Source organism: Luteibacter sp. NPDC104163, assembly GCF_055584245.1.
The window spans coordinates 144,645-168,670 of sequence record NZ_JBVJMK010000007.1; the positions used below are offsets into that span (position 1 = coordinate 144,645).

Annotated in this window: 21 protein-coding genes; 5 read left to right on the forward strand and 16 right to left on the reverse strand. The window is 60.7% G+C overall.

The window, feature by feature from the left end:
• Positions 1 to 46 precede the first annotated feature (46 nt).
• Positions 47 to 2,536 (forward strand): hypothetical protein, encoded by a 2,490-nt coding sequence (locus ACZ6YI_RS10920; RefSeq protein ID WP_465778661.1) that lies wholly within the window; start codon positions 47 to 49, stop codon positions 2,534 to 2,536.
• 69 nt (positions 2,537 to 2,605) lie between these two features.
• Here ACZ6YI_RS10920 and ACZ6YI_RS10925 read toward each other — a convergent pair whose 3' ends face one another.
• From ACZ6YI_RS10925 to ACZ6YI_RS10945, 5 genes are all read right to left on the reverse strand, one after another.
• Positions 2,606 to 2,884, reverse strand: a complete 279-nt coding sequence (locus ACZ6YI_RS10925) for a hypothetical protein (protein ID WP_465778662.1) — start codon at positions 2,882 to 2,884, stop codon at positions 2,606 to 2,608.
• A 360-nt stretch (positions 2,885 to 3,244) separates the two neighbouring features.
• Positions 3,245 to 3,385: a hypothetical protein gene (locus ACZ6YI_RS10930; RefSeq protein ID WP_465778663.1), complete on the reverse strand. Its 141-nt coding sequence runs from the start codon at positions 3,383 to 3,385 to the stop codon at positions 3,245 to 3,247.
• Between the two features lie 64 nt (positions 3,386 to 3,449).
• On the reverse strand, positions 3,450 to 4,079 hold the full coding sequence (locus ACZ6YI_RS10935; RefSeq protein ID WP_465778664.1) for a hypothetical protein: 630 nt from the start codon (positions 4,077 to 4,079) through the stop codon (positions 3,450 to 3,452).
• A 454-nt stretch (positions 4,080 to 4,533) separates the two neighbouring features.
• Complete coding sequence (locus ACZ6YI_RS10940) at positions 4,534 to 5,082, reverse strand: hypothetical protein (RefSeq protein ID WP_465778665.1); 549 nt, start codon at positions 5,080 to 5,082, stop codon at positions 4,534 to 4,536.
• Positions 5,083 to 5,292: 210 nt separating this feature from the next.
• Positions 5,293 to 6,114 carry an ImmA/IrrE family metallo-endopeptidase gene (locus ACZ6YI_RS10945; protein WP_465778666.1) on the reverse strand — a complete coding sequence of 274 codons (822 nt, stop codon included), beginning with the start codon at positions 6,112 to 6,114 and terminating at the stop codon, positions 5,293 to 5,295.
• A 436-nt stretch (positions 6,115 to 6,550) separates the two neighbouring features.
• Between ACZ6YI_RS10945 and ACZ6YI_RS10950 the strand changes: the two genes are divergently transcribed.
• A complete protein-coding gene (locus ACZ6YI_RS10950) occupies positions 6,551 to 7,477 on the forward strand; it encodes a hypothetical protein (protein ID WP_465778667.1) in 927 nt (308 codons plus the stop codon).
• A 561-nt stretch (positions 7,478 to 8,038) separates the two neighbouring features.
• On the opposite strand, the gene ACZ6YI_RS10955 is transcribed toward ACZ6YI_RS10950, so the two are convergent.
• The 8 genes from ACZ6YI_RS10955 to ACZ6YI_RS10990 form a co-directional block, all read right to left on the reverse strand.
• Entirely contained in the window at positions 8,039 to 9,286 is a 1,248-nt protein-coding gene (locus ACZ6YI_RS10955) for a TIR domain-containing protein (protein WP_465778668.1), read from the reverse strand.
• A 68-nt stretch (positions 9,287 to 9,354) separates the two neighbouring features.
• A complete protein-coding gene (locus tag ACZ6YI_RS10960) occupies positions 9,355 to 9,948 on the reverse strand; it encodes a hypothetical protein (protein WP_465778669.1) in 594 nt (197 codons plus the stop codon).
• Positions 9,949 to 10,038: 90 nt separating this feature from the next.
• Complete coding sequence (locus ACZ6YI_RS10965; protein WP_465778670.1) at positions 10,039 to 10,383, reverse strand: hypothetical protein; 345 nt, start codon at positions 10,381 to 10,383, stop codon at positions 10,039 to 10,041.
• Entirely contained in the window at positions 10,356 to 10,589 is a 234-nt protein-coding gene (locus ACZ6YI_RS10970; RefSeq protein ID WP_465778671.1) for a DUF6538 domain-containing protein, read from the reverse strand. The genes ACZ6YI_RS10965 and ACZ6YI_RS10970 overlap by 28 nt, the downstream gene beginning before the upstream one ends.
• A gap of 274 nt (positions 10,590 to 10,863) precedes the next feature.
• The gene (locus ACZ6YI_RS10975) at positions 10,864 to 12,531 is read right to left on the reverse strand and encodes a UvrD-helicase domain-containing protein (RefSeq protein WP_465778672.1); all 1,668 of its coding nucleotides are present in this window, start codon (positions 12,529 to 12,531) and stop codon (positions 10,864 to 10,866) included.
• The gene (locus ACZ6YI_RS10980) at positions 12,528 to 14,450 is read right to left on the reverse strand and encodes an AAA family ATPase (protein ID WP_465778673.1); all 1,923 of its coding nucleotides are present in this window, start codon (positions 14,448 to 14,450) and stop codon (positions 12,528 to 12,530) included. The genes ACZ6YI_RS10975 and ACZ6YI_RS10980 overlap by 4 nt, the downstream gene beginning before the upstream one ends.
• A gap of 114 nt (positions 14,451 to 14,564) precedes the next feature.
• Positions 14,565 to 15,464 carry a hypothetical protein gene (locus ACZ6YI_RS10985; protein WP_465778674.1) on the reverse strand — a complete coding sequence of 300 codons (900 nt, stop codon included), beginning with the start codon at positions 15,462 to 15,464 and terminating at the stop codon, positions 14,565 to 14,567.
• Positions 15,465 to 16,730: 1,266 nt separating this feature from the next.
• Entirely contained in the window at positions 16,731 to 17,210 is a 480-nt protein-coding gene (locus ACZ6YI_RS10990; protein WP_465778675.1) for a hypothetical protein, read from the reverse strand.
• A 386-nt stretch (positions 17,211 to 17,596) separates the two neighbouring features.
• On the opposite strand from ACZ6YI_RS10990, the gene ACZ6YI_RS10995 reads away from it, so the two are divergent.
• The 3 genes from ACZ6YI_RS10995 (at position 17,597) to ACZ6YI_RS11005 (ending at position 20,645) form a co-directional block, all read left to right on the forward strand.
• Positions 17,597 to 18,577 (forward strand): toll/interleukin-1 receptor domain-containing protein, encoded by a 981-nt coding sequence (locus ACZ6YI_RS10995; protein ID WP_465778676.1) that lies wholly within the window; start codon positions 17,597 to 17,599, stop codon positions 18,575 to 18,577.
• A 302-nt stretch (positions 18,578 to 18,879) separates the two neighbouring features.
• The gene (locus ACZ6YI_RS11000; protein WP_465778677.1) at positions 18,880 to 19,257 is read left to right on the forward strand and encodes a DNA binding protein; all 378 of its coding nucleotides are present in this window, start codon (positions 18,880 to 18,882) and stop codon (positions 19,255 to 19,257) included.
• A gap of 236 nt (positions 19,258 to 19,493) precedes the next feature.
• Positions 19,494 to 20,645, forward strand: coding sequence for a DUF4236 domain-containing protein (locus ACZ6YI_RS11005; RefSeq protein ID WP_465778678.1), 1,152 nt, complete (start codon positions 19,494 to 19,496; stop codon positions 20,643 to 20,645).
• Positions 20,646 to 20,802: 157 nt separating this feature from the next.
• On the opposite strand, the gene ACZ6YI_RS11010 is transcribed toward ACZ6YI_RS11005, so the two are convergent.
• The 3 genes from ACZ6YI_RS11010 to ACZ6YI_RS11020 all read right to left on the reverse strand — a co-directional run bounded on the left by ACZ6YI_RS11010 (position 20,803) and on the right by ACZ6YI_RS11020 (position 23,430).
• Positions 20,803 to 21,414: a hypothetical protein gene (locus ACZ6YI_RS11010; RefSeq protein WP_465778679.1), complete on the reverse strand. Its 612-nt coding sequence runs from the start codon at positions 21,412 to 21,414 to the stop codon at positions 20,803 to 20,805.
• A gap of 58 nt (positions 21,415 to 21,472) precedes the next feature.
• Positions 21,473 to 22,423, reverse strand: a complete 951-nt coding sequence (locus ACZ6YI_RS11015) for a PD-(D/E)XK nuclease family protein (protein WP_465778680.1) — start codon at positions 22,421 to 22,423, stop codon at positions 21,473 to 21,475.
• A 269-nt stretch (positions 22,424 to 22,692) separates the two neighbouring features.
• Entirely contained in the window at positions 22,693 to 23,430 is a 738-nt protein-coding gene (locus ACZ6YI_RS11020) for a hypothetical protein (protein ID WP_465778681.1), read from the reverse strand.
• Positions 23,431 to 24,026: the final 596 nt, after the last annotated feature.

Sequence of the window (24,026 nt, forward strand, 5' to 3'; positions counted from 1 at the left end):
CTGCGAAAGCGCTAAGCGGCCTGCACACAAAAGAGAGGATCTCGAGATGGGATTTGTCATTGGAGTTATTGTCTTACTGGCGGTCATAGCGATCCTCAGGCCGGTCGTTGTTTTTGTGCTTCGGCTCGCCGGGGTGCTGCTTGCGCTTGGCGTGTTCCTCCCCTTTTCGCCGATGGTGCTCTGCGGGTTCGTCGTCGAAGCAGTCCTGCGGCCCCTGCGGCTTCGCGCCGTTGCTGTCGCCTGCGGCCTTTGCGCGACGGTCGGCCTCCTCATCGCAGGAACGCAGCATCGCGCGTCCGGTGGCCTTGGCCCGGACTGGGCGAGCATCACGCTGACCGGGGTCTTCGTCATCTCAGGGCTCGCCTGCCTGCGGCACCTCCTTCGCCAGCGCCAGAACGTTGCAGCCAGCGCCAACGCTCCGTACTTCGCCAGGAAAACGAACCAGGCCTACGCCCTGGCGATTGGCGCATCCCTTATGGTTGCATTTGGCTCAGCCGGCCCCCTGCCATTTGCCGCCCTCGATGTTGATCCCGACACCGTGCGCTATGTGTGCTGGCTGTATTTTGCCGGTGGCATCCTCACAAGCGTGGTGCTGACCATGCATCTCACTGCCCGAACTGGTGTCACACAGGATGTCGCCTCGCGGTTCGCTGACGCAAACCACGTCCAGGCCAGCGCGGTCATCGCGTCACTGACCGAGGCCCACGTCCTTGGGACCACCGAGGTTGGCGAAATCTTCAACGGCATCGCGGCCTTGAACGTGCTGGAGGGCCGGTTCCGGGAAATGGAGCTGGCCGGGTCGCGGTGGTTCTTCCGGCAGGCGTGGTACGACGAGCAGATGGCCTGGATTGACGACATCGCCACCGAAACGCTGCGCCTCGACCTCCCGGCTCTCACGCAGCTGACGCGACACCGGTTCGGACTACCACAGGCGGCCAATGACGACCTCGTTGACCGGCACCTGGAGTTTGGCGAGCAGCATACGTTTGTCGACGGTGTGCATTTCGTCAGTTTCCGGCGTTCCTCGGATATCCGCACCTGTGATTCGTGTGGGCATGCTGAAGTAGGCGGGGCTCCGGAGGGGGGCGAATGGTATTGCTCGAAGATCTGCGCATCGACCGAGGCCATTTGCGCGTCCATCCGCCAGAAGTCCAATGCCCAGTTCATCAGTGAGGCTGCGTCGTCCGGACTCATCCTCATGGCCGGCGCGCAGGCATGGCGGACCAACCATGGCATCGTGGCGACTGGAAGCCAGGGCCACGGCATTGCGGCGGAAGTCGCCAACCACCGCATTGATCGCCTTCTCGGGCGCAAGGCGCAACATATTGGCGCGGATAACGCGAAGAATGGCGCCGATCGCATGGTTGGCACGGAGCACATCCAGACCAAGTACTGCAAGACGTCGGGCAAATCCGTAGGACAGGCCTTTAACAAAGAGGGCTTTTACAGGTACAGGGCCCCCGACGGCGGCCCGATGGTGCTGGAGGTGCCGAAGGACCAGTACGACAAGGCGCTCAAGGCGATGCAGGAGAAAATGCGGGCAGGCAAGGTCCTTGACGCGAATGGAAACCCGATTGGGCCCGAGCACGCCGAAAAGTATCTCCGGAAGGGTCACCTGACCTACAAACAGGCGCAGCAAATCGTCAAGTTCGGCACGATGGAGTCCCTTTCGTACGATTTGATTGAGGGAAGCATCAGCGGATTGGTCGCGGGCGGTATCAGCTTTGGAATTACGGCGACGCTCTGCTACGTCAGCACCGGTGACCACAAAGCCGCGCTACGGGCCGCCTCCATTCAGGGCGCAAAGACGTTCGGCACCGCCGTGCTCGTCCACGTATCTACCCAGCAGCTTCATCGCCTCGCCTTCGTCCAGACCCTCGCCAAGCATGTAGACCTCGCAGGCTCGTCCTCGACCACGCTTGCGTTCTTCGAGAAAGGTCTTGGTGTTTCGACTGTCAATCAGGCCAACCATGCGCTCCGGGGCATGGTCGTGACATCCGTTGTTCTCGTAGCCGTGACGACCGGGCCTGATCTCATAAAGCTGTTCCGAGGACGGATGTCACAGGCGCAGTTCCTCAAGAATCTCACGGTGACTACATCGGGCGTCGCTGGCGGCGCCATCGGGTCCATCGTTGGAGGCGTGGTCATGTCACCCCTCGGTCCAGCGGGCGCCATTGCGGGCCGGATCGCAGGCGGAATCGCCGGGGGCTTTGTCGCCAGCGCCCTGGCGACAACGTTTACCTCGGCGCTGGGTGAGGACGATCGCTCAGCCATGATGCGCGTGGTCAGTCAGCAGCTCGAATACCTCGCCCGCACTTTCATGCTTACGGCAAACGAGCTCGACAACGTCAACGCCAATCTTGCGCAGGTGGTCACTCCCAAGATGCTCGAGACGCTTTATGGTGAGAAGAAGGCGCGTCACGCCCTTGCCAACCAGTTCCTCAAGCCGACTGTGGTGGCCGTGGTCCGCCAGCGTCCAGTGCTCACCTTCGAGGTCCCTGACATCGTCGATGCGTGGGACGCAAAAGCCGCTTGAGCGACCTTATTGGCTACGTCGAGAGGCTCCTGGCTGGATCGTTCGTCGGCGCGGGCTTGAGGCCATCAATCAGGCCGACTTCACCGCGTCCCAACTTGCCCGCGCCCTCGCCTCCCCCAGCTGCCTGGCACTAAGAAGCATCATGGCCGCCACGGCCTCCAGCGATAGCGAAAGGCGCCCCGTGTCCACATCCTCCGCTTCATGAATCAGATCGGCCAACGTGGCCGTGACACCGCGTGCGTACTGCAGCCACATCGTTGCTTCGTTGAACAGGTCGTTCGTGGATTGAAGACCTTCCGTGTGGCTCTGGTCTTCTGCGTGTTCAAAAGTCTCGCTCATGATCGTCATCTCGCTTTCCTCTCGCCACGATCCGCGTTCTAACGTGGCACGACAGGCAACGACCCGCCGTGCCACGGACCATAGGTTCGCGGGTTCACCGGCTGCCCGTGCCCGGGCGCCGGGTGGCTTGATTGATGAAGTGGGTGCGGCGATGACCGTCGGTGAGGCGCTCCAGGCATGGATGCCTGCCTCATTCGATCAAGAATTGCCTCAAAACGGTCGCGCCGCGGTTCTTCAACCGTGCCTGTGCGTTAGCCAGGCGGCCCGTTAACCGGTGGGGTGTCGCCGGGGGGATCCGGCGGGCGAGCGAGTGCCGTATGATCTGGGGTAGCCAAATCAACTCTCCTTAAGTTGCGTTTGGTTAGCGGGTCAGGGGTGCTCGAACACCTCTGGCTCGCGACTCTCACCGTCGAGGCGGTGGTTGTCCGCGTTGGGCGGTTCGACGTTGACGCGGGCAACGGAAGCAACGTAGCAGATCTGGCTGGCGTTGTGTTTGAGAATGTTGGCCATGTTTTTTGCGCTGTTTGTTTGCGCGAGTTGGCCGCCTGGTGTCGCTCCGATATCTCGCATCACTTCATCGGTTCGTGTGGCCCGGTGGCGTGCGAGAGCGCAATGATGGGTCGCTGCAACCGTGTTCGTCGCGGGCGCGGGCCATGTCTGCTTCGGTCACGTTATGTTCGATGCGCTCCTCTGCGGACATCCCTTCCCAGGTGTCCAGATCCACGCAATGTTTGTCGACGGCGCCAGTGATGCTTCCGATGATTCGGACTACGCCGGCCAGGCCTTGGGTGCGTGGGTCGGCCATGCGGATGCGGGGTGCGCCCTTTACTGTGGGCGCGCCTGGTAGGCGGATCTGTCGTGCTGCGGTGAAGTCTTGGCCGCGGAGTCCGTTGCCTCCAGGCATGTAGTCGCTCACTTGTGACTGGCGTGCGGGAAGGTCGTGCTTGGCTTGCGGCACACCGGCGCGAGCACTCTCACTCACCTTGTTCGCTGGCGTGACCTTCTCAACCGGGGGGACTGTGGTGGTGGGCCGGACGGGTTTGCGCGTGGGGGGCCTTGGCTTACCCGCGTCCGCTATCACCTTTGTGGCCGCAGGGGCAGCAATGCGATGGCGGGCCACGTCAATGAACCGCACGTCGATCGCGTCGAGCCATGCGTGGTCCCGTGCCATCAACTGGACTGGATGCATCGAATGGATGGCCAACACCAATCCCAAGTGCACTCCCGCGACGACACCAATCAACGTACCTCGCCAAGTCCACCCGGGTCGCGGCCGTCGCCATCCTGAGACAATCAACCTCACGTTTCATCCTTGGATCGCGACGAAAGAGCAGTTCAAGGCGGAACGAGCGGCCTCTCAGTGCGAAGTTAAATTCATCACTTCAGCGACATCGTGTGCGATGCGTTTGTGTATGACGGAACGAGCTAATCGTCAGTACACGACGTGATATCCATCCAAACTCACGGCGAGAGATTCAACGACATTACCTCGTGTTGTCAACTGACTTTCGAGAATTCCCCATCCTGCCTGCGATTTCTCAATCATGATATTGATTCGCATCAATTCATCGACGCAGGAGCTCGCAGAAAACGCGCACTTAGTCACCAACTAAGGACGCGCGAGTTCTTAGTAAAACGGAGAAGGCGCCGTGAGACCGTCAGCTATCCCTCACAGCAATAACCTGCGATTCGGCGTCAACAACTGCCTGACAGTACACGCGCACGGCCTGCAAATGCTGGTCTCTGGCGGCCGGATCCCCCCTTCCGAGCGCTGCCTGGGCCCAGTACGTGGCGATAAATGGCGCGGCCTCGCGCAGGTTCGCTTGGGCAACCACGGCCCGCTGCACCGCATGCGCGGCTGGGCCCAACTGGCGGTACTCGCCGTTCATGATGAGAACAGTTTTCGGTATTGCGATCAGATCGACGTTGTCCGCAATGGCTGCCAGTGGCGCAAGCGCCGGCACACCACCAGCATTGATTCCGGCCAACCAAGTTTTCGCGCGCTCAGCCCATTTAGTCATGCCTGGCGCGATCTGAATGGCGACATCTCGCGCCAAAAGCTGCGCTTCGGCAACACGTACGTTGGCCGCGTGAGACTGTTGGTTACTAGCTATCTTCGCAGCAGCTCGGATAGCCACGACGCTAAAGATCGCCTGCACGACGGCAGCAGCCGCCGAAATTCCTGCCGACCAGTCGGAAACCGCCATGTGTGAACTCTCCGTCCTTTTCAGTGCGCCGATGCTACTGCGCTTACTCGCGATCCGGTCTTCGCTGCACGCCCGCTTGACACACTCGTAGGGCGATCCATTGCTCTGTCGCTCATCGTTTATCCGTTTGCCGCTCTTAGATCACTGAGTTTTTCGCAAACGCGGACGGCTTACATGCAATCGGCCGACGTCAGGCGCCGTCCTACGACCCTACACCAGCTTGAGTTCTTCCAGGCGGATGGCCATCGTGGCTACCGAGACACCGAAAAGTGAGGCGAGCGACGTAAAATGGCGCGTGTTGTACTGCTCCAAGCCGGCGAGATGTCGCGAAAGTGATCGGCCCGTCGGCAAGCGCTCGCTTGCAACGTCGAGGTTTTTCATGCGAAGTGCAAACGCTGTTTCGTCGTTGAGGACGAACGGCGCCGCGCCGAAGCGGTCCTCGAACCGCGCCCAAACGACACGTTCGGGCATCAGGAAGTGGACTGCAAAGCGGTCCGCCTCAAACTCCGCTGTACTTCTCGACGCTCCGGAGCGATCGCGCGAGCGGTCGCGGTGAATTCCGCCGCCATTCGGATGGAGGACGGCATGGCCCAATTCGTGCGCCAGAGTAAACGCCATCGCCGGGCCGGGAAACTGACGGGACAGACGAATAACGCGCTCCGTCCGATCAATGAGTCCGGCCACTTCCTGATGACCCTTCTGGACCTGCCGGAAGCCGAGACCGTCGGACATCTCAAGGCGGTAGCCGATCAGCTCAATGGCCTTTTTGGCATCGATGACCTCGATGGGGTCAATCGGCGGCGTCCCCCAGAACTCGGCCCGCCGGGTCCAAAGCTCGATGTGGACCTCGCGTGCGGCCGCCTTGATCGCTTCTTCCGTGTGCCGGCGCCCTTTCTGAACCTGCTTGGGGGATGTCGGAAGACCCGAAGGCCGGAGCCGCTCGGTGCCCCCATCGATATCCTCGATGTAGGCGTACGGGTTCTGGAGGTCGTGGCGAAGGGCGGAAATCTTATGGAGTGGTGTATCAGTCACTGGAGTCACCATAGTGGTTCTGGAACTAAGGCGAGCAAGGCCGCCCCGACAAAAACGACGCGGTCCAACGAAACAGCAACTGCATTCCCCTTCCCCCGGGAGCGGCCCCATCATAAGCCCGCCGTGCGGCTCATGCCGCCTTGTGAAGAGACATCCGAATGCGCTATAGAGGCCGGCGGGTTTCCGGTCGGCCGGGCTGACTGTCCGTCGGACCACGGAGATCGCGTCCTTCGGCCCCGAGGGGCCAAGTTGAATGGCCACACTCGGCTTCAGCCCTCTGCACCGATGCGTGTCTGCCCCTCGCCTTGCACACCTCCCGCTCAGCACAGCCGCAGAGCTGCTTCCTCACTTTTTCCCTAGCCGGATTTTTCTCATTCATCTCATGGGCTGAGATTTGGACGCGTCAGAATGCGCCCACCATCCAAGGAGAAAAGGCATGATCACCCTTAACACCGACCAGGGCCTTGTCCGGATTCAGTCGTGGGAAGAGATTGAAACTTGGCCGGGTTTCGTGGCGATCCTGGACGCCAAGGCGTCACCGCTGAAGAGCATCCTCGGCAACTATGCGTTTCCCGACTACCACCCGTGCGGCCTGAAGCACTGCCGGACCGGCCATGGCAAGGGCTATCTGGTCCAGACCGAACAGGGGGCGATCACCAACATTGGGCACCGGTGCGGGGCCAAGAACTTTTCGGTCAACTTCAAGCAACTGACCAAGACCTTCCACCGGGATCTCCGAGCGAAGGAGCAACGGGAGGAACTGACCTCCCTCCAACTCCAAGTGCCGGCCCTTCTGGCCCGTATCGAGGCGATGAAGGCAGGTGAAGGCGGCGGAACCTGGATCAAGCAGACCCTGGCCGTTCTTAAGGATCGAACCCGGGGCCTGCCGGAGTCCGTCCTGGCCCATCTCAATGGCATGGTGCGCCGGCAGAACGGCGCGATCATGGTGGCGCGGGAAGCCACCCCGGCCGAGATCGCCCAGCGTCGGGCCCAAGGGCTGAAGGTGGGCCCGGATCCGGTGTATGTCGACGAGAACAAGGGCCACGTGGAAGGCTTGGCCGCGCTCTACCCTCGCAACGACCTGTGGACCCTCCTGGTCCAGCGGTCGGGCAACGTGATCAAGGCCCTGGAGGTCGTGGACGTGGCGACCCTGCCAGAGAAGCATCGCCGGGAGATGGCCAGGGCGATCCAGGACATCGAACCGGCACTGACGGAGGCCAGCGAGGCAATCGCCCATGGCCGTCGCCTACTGACCCGGAGCAACATCGCCCAACTGGTAGTGCTGGCCCGATCGAGGGAGGACGAGCGCCAGGTCCTGGCGTTCGTCCAGACCTTGCCCGTGGCTCCGGCGGGCATCCTGTAGGGCGCCATCGCCAGTGACGTTTGCTTTCGCTGGTGACTCAGCTTGGCTTTGAAGGGCGATGTTAGGCACCACACATAGACGCGCTCTTGCATTCGATTTTCAGAGCTTGCTATTCGATGTTGCTTTTGCGGAAAGCGCCCGTGTGGTCTCAATTCATGCGACGACAAGACGGAATCCTGCCTGCCAAACGTGGAGGGAACGATGACCAGCGAAACGCGTACGCACCTCAGGCTGGCCGCACCGGCCTGCTGCCGGCTGGCCCGCGGGCCTGGCGGTATGGGTCGCCACGACGCTGGCCAACCTGCCGCTCCGCCTCGGTGCGCCTGCCTCCCCTCAGGTCGGTGCGCCCCCGGTCATCGGCGGCCTGAGTACGTTGATCACCACGGGCGTCATCGCCTGGCAGGTCATGCGCGTGGCCCGGCTGGAAGCAGGCACCACGCCGCAGTGCCTGCCTTGCGGCTGACTCTTAGGCGAGCCCCGGCAGCGACGATGGTCCGTCTGCCGACAGCGTCTCTAATGTGGCGAATTCTTGCCTTACAACTAACAAGTCCCGACGTCGGCTTAATCTTCGGCCACATCCGTTGGTAGAGCGTAGTTTTTGATATCTTTAATCGCGTCTAAGAGGTTGATTGTCGACGTCGCATCCAATGTCTCGTTTGTATAACGCACCTCATAAAGACCCTGAAGGTTTGAGGGCAACTTGACGCCGTCTCGCACTAGAAGAATGAAGCGCCGTCCATAAAACGCCATTGCAGCACCAATCTCAATCAGGACATTGGGGTTAATGATGACGTGCTGGACGCCAGCGTCATCGGTGATTGTGCGTTCTGCGTCTACATGGATGATCGCCGCACCACAGTTGCGCATATCATCCATCACCTTTTCCGGCACGGGCTTGGACACCGATTGTCGCTCAGCCGATACGATGGGAACGAGTTCTCCGTATTCCAGAAGCTTTTTGATGGGATCCACCAAATCTCGGTTCTTCCCGTGAGTAATGAATACCTTGCGACGGCGTGCATCGTCTGCAATGGCTGTCGCCATTGGGCTGCGTGGAGATGCAGGTTTAAGAGGCGGGCCGTTATGAACGTCACCACCCAGCCCAACCACCTCGCCCTCGGATGAGGAAAAGTCCTCAGTCGGAAGGGGCGGCGTAACAGTTACTAACGGCGGCACCGCAGTGCTCTGCGCACCGGTCAGATGAACGTAAAACTTGCCACGGATTTCTTCAATGTAACCCACGCCGCGGGCGCTGCTCTCAATGCGCTCCAACACCTCTCCCGCTTTGTCCCGCGGTACGCCCATTCCTTCCAAGACGTTTATCGCCAGATCACTTCGCGGAAAGTTATGGCCATCGTAGTTCCGCAAGAACTCTCCAAACACGCGGGGGGTAAGCACCGCCTCCCTCTTGGCAACGTCCGCGCCTCCCTCCACCGTTGGACGCAAAATGCGGCGGGCGAGGTCCGTTACGCTGATGGTGGACGCCTGAGCGCCACCCTCAGTCAAGCCAAATGCAATGGACGCACCAGTTAGCACGCGAAATTGAGATCCTTTTGGATCTACGTTCAGTGCTTTTGCCAAGTGGAGGGGCGACGAGGGTTTGCCGGCATAGTGCTCCAGAATAGCGCCGGCTACTCTCAATGCTTCGTCTAGTGATGCGGCCGGAACATCGGACTGTTTCAGATAGCCACGTTTTACTTGAGGCGCCTCCTCTTTAGACGAGAGCTTTACGGATGCAGTCGCCTTGCGTTCCCCTTTAACGGCAGTTTTCTTCGTTGCTTTCTTCGTTGCCTGTTTCGACGCGGCCATTTTCCATGTCCTTAGGGTGATAGGTTTTGGTTGTTTGAGCCGATACTCTGATTGAAGATCATGCAGATTTAAGCTGGTCGCATCCGCTGTAGCAACCAGCCACCGTAGATGAAAACTGGCAAGAACATCAGAACTGCGCTGAGGGGGAATGCCACCATTTCCCCTATCTCTGCTGAGTTCTCGCCGAACGGACTGGCGATACCCGCGGTCAGCAATAGGCCAACGTAAAACAGGACACCTGACACAGTTAGAATGCCCACTACAAACCAAAATCCTGGCCATACTGCGACAGACACGCCTACCTGACTTCCAACGTTCTTGGCGACAAATGCCAACACGACGCATCCCATGAGCGCGTTAGCAAAGAGGTCGAGCCGTACCAAGGACAGCAATATTCCCGCTACGGCCGTCATCAGAAAAAGTTTGATGAAGGTGCCGGGCTCCGTAGCCATAAACATCCAAGGAAAGGACCACGCCGCGCCATCGGTCCGGCCAAAAATCAGTGGAGCAAGCGTTAGAACAAATGCGATCACCGCAAGAACTTGGATCATCGTGAATAGCAGCGGCATCAGGCAGCCAATGGCGGCAACCGTTGGGTATCGCTCCACGGTCAATCCGATCAGGGTCCGCGGCGCCATCGTGATGAGCAAGAACTCCAGCATGGCAACGTAGGTCTGCCAATGAAGCAGGACCGTCAGGCCCTGTTGGACTGAGTGCCATAACATAGTTTCCCCCTGTTTCCGTTCGAATGCCTATCGCCGGTTACCTTCGAGATGGCTCCCCATAGCCCCGCACGCTCCCGCTGCTGCCATGTATCCGGGCGCAGGTTCGGAGCCCCCCTCGGTGTTGGTAGTCAGAGCCTCGCCTAGCGTCGGAACGTCTTCGTCAGTGTCGACACCCACCGTGGGCTGGGGAGCCGTCGTCGGCCTTTCTTGCAGACCCGGACTGCGCACACGCGTGACGATATCCAACGCCTTTAATGCGGCGGTATTGTCCTGCTTCGATCCATCCGTGCGCACCGCATAGCCACAGTCGGTGTTCGGCTCGATTTCGAACCGGCACAGGCCCTTCAGGTAGTCGTCGAAACTGCTTCCCATGCTCCCTTCCCTCTCGCCTCCGCGAAGGCCTGAGCATACCGCGCTACAAAGACGTATGCGAAACGCGTGGCCAAAACGGGATCATGGGTTTTTAGGCTGCGCTTGATGACGCGCGCACCAAAGGTCGACTGAAGGTCGCGGGGGACCGCGATGCGGAAATGCCACATTCCGCTGGGGTAGCGAAGCAAATGATGGGTTAGACGCATAAAATGCGACCAACCTAGGATCTCAGAACGCGGTGTTCAGGGCTCGCTAAGAGCCTGAAAAATAAAGGCGAACCGAGGTTGGCGGAGAGCGTGGGATTCGGCGGACTCACTCTCCGCCGAGGCCTCGGGGCAATTCCGGGTGTACCGGGATGTGTACCGGATCGCATCTGCCCCGCCGGTCAGGTGGTTTAGTAAGGTCAGGTGGTCTAGAAAAATCGTCCTTGATCGACGCATTCACTCGATCCAAGGGCCGATTTTGTCCCTACGACCCGCATCATGGCGCGCCCGAATCCACTCCTCCCGTTTCGGCGCGTGCGTACCCAGTGAATTCCGTGTCCGCGTCCCTCGTCACGCTCCACTGCCGTGGAAACCCCGGCGGCTTGTCGCGGCGCGCTGCGGACGTCAAGAGCAGATGCGTCTTTGCCCTGGACACACCCACGAAGAACGACTGTCGTGCCTCTTCCCGATTTCCCCACCATGTCTGCGTTTCGGTGGCTGGCATCACGACCGCCTCGAACTCCATGCCCTTGCACTTGTGAATGGTCATGATGCGCACCGTTCCCTCGGCCGCAAAACGGCTTAGGGACAATGCAAGGTCGCCCGTTTCGTCAAGCAGCACTTCCAGGTGGTCGCACACCGTCGAGGCGATAACATTGACGTGCACGGCATCGGCATACTCGGGTGAGAGCCCTAGGAGGTTGGCGGGTCCAAAGCGGTCGAGAAAAGCATGGACAGCGTTGCGCATTTCGGCGGCGCGCCGCGCGGGTTTCGCCGCCCGGAGCGTCTGTCGCTGCCGTTCGATGAACCTCACCCACCCGCCTTTTTCATCGTCACCGTCCCCACTGTCTGTCAAGGCATGCATGAGCGCCGCGTAGGCTTCCGGCGCAGGCTTGTCGGCGAGCGCGCGAAGATAGTCGATCATGAGTTCGGCGACCGGCTCCGTCGACAAGTCCTGAAGGTCTTGCTCGTTTCGAAACGCAATGCCTCGATCCGTCAACACCCGGGTCAGCGGTTGGCAGAGAAAGTGGGGCTCGCGCGGCACCAGAATGGCTATCTCGCCTGCGGGAATGCCACCTTCCATCCACTGCGCGATGCGGTCCGCAATGGCCTCTGCCTCTGCCTCGCACGTGGCGTGGGCACTGACATCCACCCATCCGTCCTCACCGGCAAGCACCTCGTCGTCGAGCGCGGCCGCCAGTTCCATCACCCTCACCATGGCATTCTGGACACGGCGAAGCCTCATCTTCGACCGGAAGTTCTGGAAGAGCGTCACCGCCTTCGCATCAAAATCCACGCGGAACCTGTCGAATACCCCTTCAAGCGCACCAGCCCAACCCATGATGCGCTGCTTGGTGTCGCCCACAGCTGTCAGATCGATGCCGGCCCCTGCAAAAAGCGACTTGACGAGCGCGTACTGCTCCTTCGTGCAGTCCTGGAACTCGTCGAGGAACACGTGGCTGTACGTCATCCGCACGGCGCGGGCAACCATTGGCTCGGTCTTCATGACCTTCAGCGCAAAGGGCAGGAGCTCGTCGAACGACACCTGCGTTCGGCCTATGCGCTTTTGGCCAACCGTGAACCCGGCGTCCAGAGCATCAGACCCTGTGAGAGTTGGACGAAAGACCTCAAGGAGACGCCGGGCGAAGGCATGGAAGGTCATGCTATCGAGCCGCCCTGCCCGCTCAGAGCCGGACCGCTTGCGCACACGGGCCCCCAATGTGCGGGCCGCATCCGTCTTGAACGAGATGGCGAGGATGCGTCGCGGATAACGGCATAGCCCAGTCCGTAGCAGAAAATCGGCGCGCTGGGCGAGGAGCTCGGTCTTCCCGGCGCCAGGCCCGGCAATCACGACCGATGATCCTTTCTCCATAAGCACAGCAATGCGGGCATTGGGCTCGAGCTCAAGGCCATCGGCTGGCGCCCACTGTGCAGGGGCCATCATTCCGGGACGTCCTTCAGCAACTCGATGACTCGTGCTGCAAGATGCCCAAGTCGTGTCGGCAACGCGGCGAGGAGCGCCTCGTCATCAAGCTTTGCCATCGCATCGAGGTGGCTTGCCGGCTTGCTGCTGAGCTTGAAGCGGGTATGGTAGGCGTCGAAGAGACTGACCGTATTCCCGAGAAGTTTCATCGATTTTCCGCTCTTCCCCAGCACCGCGCGAAGGGCTGCATCGTCCGGCTCTTTCCGCTCTTCGTCGGTTACGCCATACGCCGCGGGAAACGCACGGAGCATGGCAAGGTCGAGGTCGAGCGGCGTGGAGAAAAAGACGTTGGCTTTCTCCAGGTCGTTGAGCTCGGCAACCATCTCGTTACTGTTCTCGTCGTCATGGTCCCACTTTGGCATGGTGCTGACGGTCGCCTTGTCCTTCCCACCGGGGCCCACCGGAAACTGCCGCAGGTGCTTGTGAGCCACCTTGATGCGCCCCCACCCCCCGTCATACCGCCCAAGGTCGAGATCAAGCAAGGTCACGTAGGGAATGCTGAGCCCATGGAGAAGGCGCCAGAAATGCTGGACGTGCCGACCGCCGAGCGGCGCTACGCACACCGATGCGCCGTCCCCTTCGACCCCGGCCGCTGCAAGGATGCGCGGCAACACAATCTCCTCGCTGTCACCTTCACCAAGAACCACGAGCCTCGAGAAGTAGAGCTCAGGGAAGGCCATGACTGCTTCACGCACGAACTTGTGCGCCTCATCGGTCTTCGAAGGCAGAACGACGCGGCGGACGCCTGTCTGCCTATCGGCATCAAGCCGGAGGTAACGAATGTCGGCCGGCTCCGCGCGCCTCAAGATTGACGGTGCATGGGTCGCCACCAACGCCTGGCCGTCTCCGGCGGCAGCCAAGGAGCGCAGCGCGGAGAGGGCTCGGCCGAGGTAATGCGGAGAGAGGCTGTTTTCGGGCTCCTCGACGGCCATGAGGGTAAACACTGGTGGGCGCAGGCGGTCGATGTCAAAGGCTTCCTCCGTCTGGTTGATGACCGCGGCCCCGATGGCGTGGCTCGTGAGGACCATCGAGAGGTAAAACAGCGACTGCTGACCGTCGCTCAGGCGATGGAAGGCGACGGATGGCTCACCATGGCCCGGGCCAAAACTCACCGACACCTGCCGGAGGACCTGATCGAGCGCGCCGCCTCCGAAGGAAATGCCAGGAGCGGTGTAGAACTCGCCCTTGTGCAGCCCGGCCCACTGTTTGCCAAGGACTTCGCCGAACGCAGCAACGCCCTTGTTGGCAACGACCGCGTCCTCCAACTGCTCGCCGAGGGTCGTCACAGTCTGACGCTCGTGGGTCCAGTCGGCGGCCCGCAGCAGCCGACCAACCAACGAGCCCGCCGCATAGGAGACGTGGTCGGCCGGGTTTCGCCGTGCCGGTAGGTAATGGACGTGGATGGCCTGACGGTCCGCCTTTGGCATGGTCCGGACATTCACTGGCACGCCGTGGGCATCGGCGACCAGGACGTATTCGAGCCTCTGGTCAATCTCGCCCGCACTGTCGAGGACTGCCGTCAGCCGGACGCGAAGGCGGGGGGCATCCTCGGCATCGGCGAGCTGCATGTGGGAGAAGAAAACCGGCACCGCGCCGGTCTCGGCCCCTTCCTTGGCTTCATCAAGCGAGAACTCCGCCTCTAGCCACAAGGATGCGGCCTCACCATCCTTGGGCGCATGTCCCTTGGGCACGTGGAAGTCGGAACGCACCACCTGCCGGAGCGAAGGGTCCGTGCCGAACATACGGCAGAGCGCGGTCAGTGCGGCCGTCTTACCCGAGCCGTTGGGGCCGATGAGAAACGTCAAGGCCCCCAACTCCACCGACGTCGGGTCAGGCCCGAATGACTGGAAATTTGACAGCGATATCCGTACGAGCTTCATGGAATCCTTGTCCCTTCACGCGGAAGCACTTTGCTTCACTAAACGTATGGCAATGATACTGTGCACTGCGCCAGTACGGGCGTAGGGACGCCGCGCCTCGCGCTCATTCCCGCCTCAGATGCCACGCGGCCCGACCTCCACGCGCCCTTGGTCGCGACGGTGCACCAGCGACGCAAGGGCACGGTAAGACATCCGCTCAACGACCGCATTTTCAATCAACACCGCGTGGCCGAGGTCATTTTGACCGGCAACAGGATGATCAAACGGGAAGGCATCGGTATCTGCCTCGATGTTCAACGTTGCGGCGAACTGGCCGAGGACGCCCACAGTCACGCCCATGTTCGAAGGGCCGGGCACGAAATACACGCAAGAGCCCCTCACCGATCTGCAGAAGGCCTTCTCAACGGCAAGTTGCGCCGCGTCTTCGGCCGTTGGCGACGAGAATTCGTCGACGACACCGAGGGGGAATGATGAGATGTCCAGACATTTGAGGCCGCCCCGGAAGTTCATCAGTGCACGTACCGAAGCATGGTTGACGTTTCGGCGAAACCACTCCCCAAACACGGCATAGCCCGCTGACAGGGCCACCTTCGAGGCGAAGTTGATCCGGCTGTAACGCTGCATACGAAATGAACTGGTAAGGGCCAAGCCGGCGGCCTCTTCCGGTCTCAAGAGACGCCTTGCGACCGGGTCGAATAGTCCGGGCGCGTCTTGGCCCCTGAACTCGACTTGGACTGGCCTGCCTGGTTCGCCGATGGTGGAGTGCCTGCTTCGCACAGTAGGCGGCTGATTGCTGTGCCCCCTTGTATTGAAGTGACGGCGGCGGAACGACACCAGAAAATCGTTCGCGAGTGCGCCATCAATCGTCGCCCCCGCTTGGGAATTGAAGGCCTGGGATACCGGAATGCAGAACGCATTCGACCCGCCCAGTGAGAGGGGAAAGATGTGCTCATTGTTCGACAACGAACGGTCGATGTCCTGGTCGGTGTATGGACAGTAGATGGTGTCTGACATGGACGCTACACGATTCGGTTGACGATTGACCCCAATTGCTTGCCTGACAGACCCGGCATGGGCGAGCGTCTTGCGCCAGTATTGCCACGCCCTACACCTCTGGAGGTGACCAGAGCGAATCCGCCCTCAAAAACGCCTTGCCGATGTCCTGCACCAGCAAGACGACGATCAGGGGAATGTACGATCCCAGAAAAACCAAAAATGCCGCAAACCACCGAAATTGCCCCCTCTCGCATGCCGTGTCGGGTTGCACGCCCCTCGTCACATGATACCCAACATCGCACACTTTCCGCGCGGCGCCATCCCGGCCATCGCAACTCTTTCGGCCTGCACGTCCGGGATGCTCGGGCGCGCCACACTGCACTGCCCCACGATCACTCCAAATGGGTGAAATGATTTCACTCCACCGCGGATCGACAGAACCGGCACCCGCCCGGATGGAACGGTTCACCGTCAAAAGCCGCCAACCGATGCGGAAAATGTGATCGCTTGCTCGCGTTGCGCCTGATGCGCGATGGCACGATTCGCTCCCCTCCCCCATAAGCCCACTCGCCCATGACACGTCTCCTCCCCAAGGCACTGAGCGCTGCCTGTCTCCTCGCCGTGACGTCTTCTGCCGTCCATGCCGCCCGTGTGCTCGCCCCCTGGGTTGGCACCTGGGGTGTGGCGCCGCTGGCCTATTCAAGTGCCACTGATCCCACGGGAAAGACACTGCGCCAAATCGTCCACACGAGCGCGTTGGCACGGCCGTGCGCGTGACGTTGTTTATCCGAGACGATAGACGCGTCCGGTCAAGAAAAACACTCCGGCCATTACGGTCGCAAGAATTGGCCATGCAGCGACCGGTGGGGTGATTTTCATTCGGCGAAGTCGCCATGACCGCCAACCCGAGAGCACGATCTGATTATCACCTGCATCCATGGCGGCAATCTCTTCGAAGTAGTTCAATCAATCCGGCCCGGCCCCTTTATCGGCAGGGATGCCAATTTCCTGAAGAAGCACGGTCGACTGACAGGCTTACGCTTCTCGTCGGCTCGCGGCCCCACTACGAACCACGCGCTTGAATGGAATAGCTGAGGCACGCAACGTCAGGCCAGTGCGTGGAATGCCGGGTCTTTCGTAGTCTCCGCGGCCGGAGGCGACTCCGTCCTGCCCCCTCAGGGCCCTCACCAACCGATTATCCATGAGGAGCTCAGCACCCGGCTGCGGGATGCTTCCGGATTTCCAGCACCTCGCGTCCCGCCTTGCAAATCATTTCATCCAATGTCAGTCCGGACCGTCGACGAGGACAGCGTCACGTCCGGCGTCGTCGATCCGGACGAGTGACCAAGTGTCGAGCGCAATGCCCGGCGGGACCCCGCCGTGGGTCCATGTGACCAAAGACAGCGCCGAAAAGCCGCCTGGCCGGCCTTCCTCATCCCTCCACTGGAAGACCAGGTGCGCGCCCCGGTCGTCGAGCACGATGCGCCCAGCCTTGGCGCTTTGCCACCCGGCTGCCTCGGATGTCGGCGGGACGCGGAGGGCGAGATTCGTCCACGCCGGACAGCCGACGACCGGAGTCCTGAGAAATGCCCTCTGGATGGCCACGAACCGCTCGGGCCCGGATAGAAACAGCACGCCCCGCTCGCCGAACACCAAGCCAGTCCGGTAACCGTGCCCGTCGGGAGCGCTGCAAATGAAGACGTCCCCGTTGGTCAAGGAAGTGAGGTCAACCGATTTAGCCTTACCGACTGAAAAATGATGCATGCCGATTCTCCTTTTGACGTGGAGCCCATGCTGGACCAGCCCAAGTTACTGTCAAGGCACGCCCTGTGCTCGCGCGAGGCGCAAGGTCCAACCGGGGTGACAACTGAACAGACCATCATTATGACGGAGCGTGACAATTGTCACGCAGCGTCACAAATTGAGCGTCACGCTACGTAACAACAGTCACTACCGGATGGAAAACGTCAGGAATGCTGACGTTTTGGGCAGAATTTCTGCCCAAAACACAATCTGTGATGCACAAGATGACACACGTCGTGATGCTGTCGAGCTACAGAATATCTGCAATGCTTTCGGCATCCCCGTCGCTATCTACGACGCAGGATTCGGGGTACCCTCGAGCCCACCGGGCACATGGAATCCGAACGATGACTTCTGTGTTCTTCTCGTACTCGCACATCGACGAAGATTTACGCAACGCGCTCGAGGAACACCTTGCGATGCTCAAGCGCACTGGCCTCATCGACACATGGCATGACCGTCGCATCGAGCCGGGCGAGGACATTGACTCGACCATCGACCGGCGCATCAATGAAGACGACATCATCCTATTGCTTGTCAGTCCGGCCTTTCTCAATTCGCGCTATTGCTTCGACATCGAACTTCAGCGCGCCATGGAGCGGCATGAAGCCGGGGAAGCGAAGGTCATTCCCATCATTCTACGACCTTGCGATTGGACCAGCGCCCCCTTCGGCAAGCTACTTGCGTTGCCTAAGGATGGCCGACCGGTGACCAACTGGCCAGACCGGGACGAAGCGTTCCTTAATATCGCGCAAGGCATCCGCCGCGTGGCAGAAGCGTTCGCTGGCCAGCGCGGCGGGGCCACAAGCCCGGCATCGCCAGCACACCCACCGATACTTGCCAGCCCTGACGCGTCCTCCCAATCAGCCGGTGTCCCCCGGTCAAGCAACCTGCGACTTCCGAAACAGTTCTCCCAACGGGACAAGGACCAATTCGCGACCGATGCCTTTGCATACGTGTCGCACTATTTCGAAAACTCCCTCGAGGAACTCGGCAAGCGTAATGCCGGCGTCGAATGCAAGTTCCGCCGGGTAGACGACAGTCGTTTCTTTGCCACCATATACCGCAACGGAAACGCCGTGGCGCGCTGCACGGTGTTTGAGGGAGGCGCATTTGGAAGTGGCATCTATTATCTGCAGGGCGAAAGCCGAGACAACAACGGCTACAACGAGTCCCTTTCCGTCGACGCCGATGACCACATGCTCTATCTAAAGCCCCTTGGCATGTCACACATGGCCCATAGCCGTGACACGAAGTTGTCGATGGAGGGTGGTGCCGAGTTGTTCTGGTCGCTTTTCATCGGACCCTTACAGATGGCGCGCGTCTAGGCAAAGAACCCCAGGAAGGTCTCCGAATTAACCCTTCCTCCCCAAGATGCGACGCGGCGTCGCTGGTACCGACAGATTTGGGGTGACAGCAGGCTATGCCACGGTGCTCGCCGAGCGAATATCAGGCGAAATCTTTCCGAGTTTCGATACGGTCAGGAATGGACCCATCGCTTTGCTTGGCGCGAACTCGTTCGAGCCGACGGGCAAGAAGGCCGACCGCAGGTGTCCAGCCCGATCCACGCCAAGGCGCGAGTTAGCGGATGCAGATAGTGTGACGTCGGGCACCAGGAATACGGGCCAACGTGTGCATTCCGCAGCGCTTCGGGGTAGATTCCGCACCCCACCCATTTCAGAGCCACTCCTTGCGCTATGGCATTGTTCGCCTGACCCAGGCCAATATCGACTACAACCACATCTACGTCACCCGCATCTATGACCTCTTCCCCGACTCTGTCAAAGGGGGCCATTCGAAACTCGAGCGCGCACGGCAGCTCATCGAGCTTCATCACGGGACCGGCGCACCTTCGATAACCGACATCGACAAGAAGAAGAAGTTTTTTCGTTCCCGGGATTGGGAGGAAGCGTTCTTCAGAAGTCACGGACTGAAGGCTGGGGACGAGGTCGTCGTCGAGCACATGGGCGGATTGCGGTACCACATATATCCGCTCCGCGCGCGCTGAAGCGCTTTACACACCGACAGTCCGGGCCTGGCCATGGGATACCGACCTCGAATCGCCCGACCGTTTCGCCGTGCGACGCAAGGTGCTCGAGGCCTCGTATGTCCAAAATCACTGCGAGGTGAAGAAATTCCCTGGCCTGCCGTTAACCATTGGACACACCACACAGTCGTCGGCCGACCGTGCTCAGCCGCCGGAACAATCCCGCCTGCCCCAACCTGCGCTGAGGGACCATCGCAATGCCGTTCTATTTCAGGCAATCCATCAAAGCAGGCCCCTTCCGGGTCAACCTGTCGAAGTCCGGCGTAGGCCTATCCGTCGGCGTCCGCGGATTTCGCGTGGGGGTCGGACCGAAGGGCCACTACATTCGTGCGGGCGCCCACGGGATCTACTACCAGCAGACGGGCCAGTTCCGGAAATCAAAGCCGGCCCAGCCGCCGACACCCCATCCAGTGCACGAACCGCACCGGGATACCCCGATGCCCGAAGCATGGATCACCGAGGATGGCGTGGTGATGCGAACGGTCGTGTCGGACACCGTCGAGTCCATGTCTGGCGGGTCACGCCAGGAAGCGGTCGACAGCCTCAACGAAGCCAGACGTCGCCTGCCCCTCTTTGGCCCCAGTGTTGTCTTCGGAGTCGTTGCGAGTCTGTTTGCCGTGGCCAATCTCGGTCAGACGGCGGCGCTGCTGTCGGTGGCCCTCCTCGCCGTCCTTTGCGCACTTACCCATCGCATCGACGCGGGGCGACGTGGTGTGGTCTTCGCCTATGACCTGAGCGACGCTGCGCAGGCGACGTTCGAGAGCCTCACCAAGTCCATGGATGCCGTTGGCCGCGCGCAGGGGCTCTGGTTCGTTGAGGCGACGGGCGCCATCACAAATCTCACCGCCTGGAAGCGAAACGCCGGGGCCAGCCAGCTGGTGAGCAAGAAGCCGACCAGCGTGCGTTACGAGTTGCCGCCAGGAGTGCTCTCGAACGTGACGCCTCCGTCGATCCGCGTACAGAGCAAGACCCTATACTTCCTGCCGGACTGCGTACTGGTGAGGGACGGCACGCGGTACGGATCGGTGTCATACCAGGAACTGCAAGTTGCCACCCGACCTGGTCGCTTCATTGTCGAAAGCGCGCCACGGGATGCCGAGGTTGTGGGCCACACCTGGCAACATCCAAGAAAGGACGGTGGTCCCGACCGGCGCTTTGCCAATAACCGCCAGCTTCCGATTTGCCTGTTTGAAGAATTCGGCCTTCTCAGCCCATCCGGACTCAAGGCGGCACTCGTGGTTTCCCACCGCGCTGCCGCGTCAGCCGCCGACGCCGCGCTTCATGTGCTAGCGAGGGAAACGGTCGTCGTCAAGGCAACCGCGCCCGCGCTTCTCGACTACACGCCTTGACTCATTGTTCCGATTTGACGACCGGACAGCGGCGCCCTTTGCAAGGCAGTTCATCGCCGCGATGTCGCGCTCCTTTAGACAACTGGTGGGCGTTCGTCAAACACATATCCTGCGCGTCGTCGGCGACGCTGGACGTCCGGCTGCCCAGCTCGGTTTATCAGGTCGTGGCGAGCTCTGCCAGGTCGGCCATGATGCGCTCAGACTGCCGCTCGAACCCGGCCCGAAGCGGCGGCAGGAATCGATCGAAATCAACAATGCCTGTCGTCTCATCCATGGCGTCTCTGAAAGCGATGACGGTGGCAACGGCGTAGCCGGGGTCCCATTCCTCATTCGGACGATCCGAACCCCGGCTCGCGTCCGCAAGGACGCGTACCATTTCCAGAGCACCAAGGTCGTCATCATCCATGCAAAAATAGGCATAGAGCGACAGTCCAGACTCGGTATCCGCGTCGATGCTAAGACCGACGCTCATCGCTCTTTTCTTCTTTCTTCCCGGAACCGACCTAACTGGCGTCATCACTGAGTAGACATTCCAGTCGTCGGCGAACTCCGCTTTGCCAAATGAAAACGGTGAACCCGGCCGATTGAGCACTTCCACCACGACGGTCAGAGCCCCGGAAAGAAGAGCTTTGGAGTCTGCCTCGGCGTGGAGCATGACGGCTTCGACATCATTTTTCTTTTGTCCCTGCCAGATGGACTTCAGCGTCGCGTCGTTGTCGAGCATTTCGCGCTGCTTGCTTGGCGAAGCTTCCTTGAGTTCGGCGAGCATTTCCATTACCTCGCAGTGCGCCGTCCAAAAGCCTAGGGCGAGGGATTGCCCATACGACTCAGCGAATGTCGGCATGACGCCCTCCCAGAAGCGCTTCAATGTGGTACGGATTGTTCCGGCTGACGATCTTCGCGGGTGCCGGGCTGCAAACGATGTTGCATACGTTCTGGAGAATGCCAGTTAGATACAGTGAAAGAAAAGGCATGCCTGGCGCGCCGGAAAGCGCCGAAGAGGACGTCGGGGCTGTCGCGTTAGAGGAAGCTCGAGCGGCATGCTCGTCAAGGAAGGCCGTCGCGAGATCAAGAAATCCCATCGCGACCCAAGGACGGCCTGGCTTGGCTGTCTCAGGCGCCTTCCGCTTGGGCGTAAGGAACACATGCAACGCGTTCACGCCGTCGATGTAGTACCTATCCAGCTGAGAATCGTGCTCACGTGCATCGAGCTTCGCCTCAATGACCAGCGTCCACCGGCCTCCACCGTCCGCCAGAAGTCCCTCTGCATAGAGGTCAACGCGGCCCTTCTTCATCAAGTACTCAGCGGCCACTGTTGGGTTCCCAACCCGCTCGGTAACGATTCGATTGCGGATGGCCTCGAGCCTACCGTCTGCTGAGCAGTCGATTGCACGTAAAAATGCATCAAGGAGCGAGGTGCCGAAACCATGTGGCTTGTGGGGTGACAGTAGCCACGCCAGCGACTTTGTGTGCGCCGTCTCGTATCGCACATATCCGGTTGCGTCGAACAGCGATACCGCACCAAAAAGCGGGCTCTGGGGATGCCGTTCCTGTTCGGCGGCCACCAGCCGAGCTGCTCGATTACGGGCGCCATCCGTAGCCTCTTTCAGGCACAGACCGAGCTCGCCGAGGTTCGCGGGCAGCGGCACCTTCGGACGGAAGCCTTTGCGGGCATCCTGATGCCTAAGCGTCTTGGCGACGACGGCCAGGTCGGCCAGAAAAGAATGGTAATCGACCACTTGGGTCGCCACTTTCACTATGATTCCCTTTCCTTCCATGCACCGCACTCCTGATTGCCTCACGCAGAATGTCAGCAAGCCGCAGATGAGACATTTGGCCCAGGCACAGAAAACGCATTGGAACGCTCTGGTCGTCCCACGCTCGCCGCGTCCATCGAACCGGGCTTAACGCGGCTTCGGCTCCCGCCCTCTCCGCCGGTGTCGCTGAACTAGGCTGGCCGCCCTGTTTCCCGCTTGGTCACGCGCCCACATTGCAGTGTCGTTCTCGCCGGCCGGAACATGCAGCCTGACGACACGCTTCTTCCGACTCAAGCCAATGGGCAGCGGTCCGACCGGCCGTCCGAAACCCGGCTCGGCAATGGGGAAATGCCGGCCAGTTCAAGCAACTGGTCGCGGAAGTTGTAGATGAGCCGGTCCGCCTCCCATCCGCTTAGGCCGGCCTCATGCGCAACGGCGAGGAAGAACTCCTCTTTCGTCTCGTACTTCCCCCGCCCCATGCCAATGTGACGGCCGACACTTTCAAGGCGTGAATCAACCGCGATGGACTGCTCGAAGTCCTCGTCCCGGATGTCCATCCAGATGTTCCGGGCGTACTTCTTTCCAATGCCATCGAACTGCCGAATCCACGCGGTCTTCGCCTCGATGCCCGCGAGGCGGTGCATGGCTGTCGCGGCCGCCCCAAGCCCGCCCATCGCCTCAATTTTTTCGTGGTTGGCGACCAGGAAGGCTGCCTTCCGCTCTCCCATGCGCACGCCTGCGAACGCCGCACAGAGCGCGGCCCTGCGAGAAGACGCCGGCAGGCCACTCAATGCCTGCCATGTGATTGTCGGCTGTGGCTCCCGACCGTCTGGGAATATGCGCTTGTGCCCCGCCGACGATTGCAATGTCGACATGCTTTGCAAAAGCAGGTACCAGAGCACATCTGGCCTGGCCGCGATGTTCCGAGCCTGCGCGGTTCGCAGATCGAGCATCGCACGCATCTCCTGCGGCGGGTTAGCGAGGACGCTAACTAGGCGCTTGCGCGCTTTGCTGTCTTTCAGTTCCATCGAGCCATGCCTTTGGTGAGTCCGGCGCGGCAGCCCCCTGCGCGCAAGGTCGATGATAGCAATCCTCGCGTAGGAGGCGCAGCCACGAATATGTCCCGACTGGCTTTCTCAATAATCCACTAGCTTATTGATTTGACCTGATACGAAGCCTAGTTGGCGGAGAGAGTGGGACTCAGATCACGCTCTCTCTCCCATGGCTCGGGACACATTCCGGGTGTACCGGGAAGTGTCCCGGATCGTAACTTCCCTGCCCGGTCTGTCAAGCAATCCAAAAGAAGATCCCGGCCGGCCCCTTGACGAACTCCCAGACCAGGGTAAGTTGAATTCAGACGTAGCCCATTTGCCACCGGTCAGGTGGTTTAGAGATTGATGCTGATGCTGCGTCGACAAGGCCGCCCCTCGGGGCGGTTTTTTGAATGTCCCCACCACCACCGGCTTCCGCATGAGCTCGCCACCTATCCGCCGCTAAGCGTTGTAACGCGGCCGATGCTGTCTGTCGTCACGACAACTGCCCACGCCTGGTGTGGATCATTGGCGAAAGGACGCACTGGCGGCATCGATAGTGGACCGCGCGCCGTTGCCTTCAAGGCACGAGT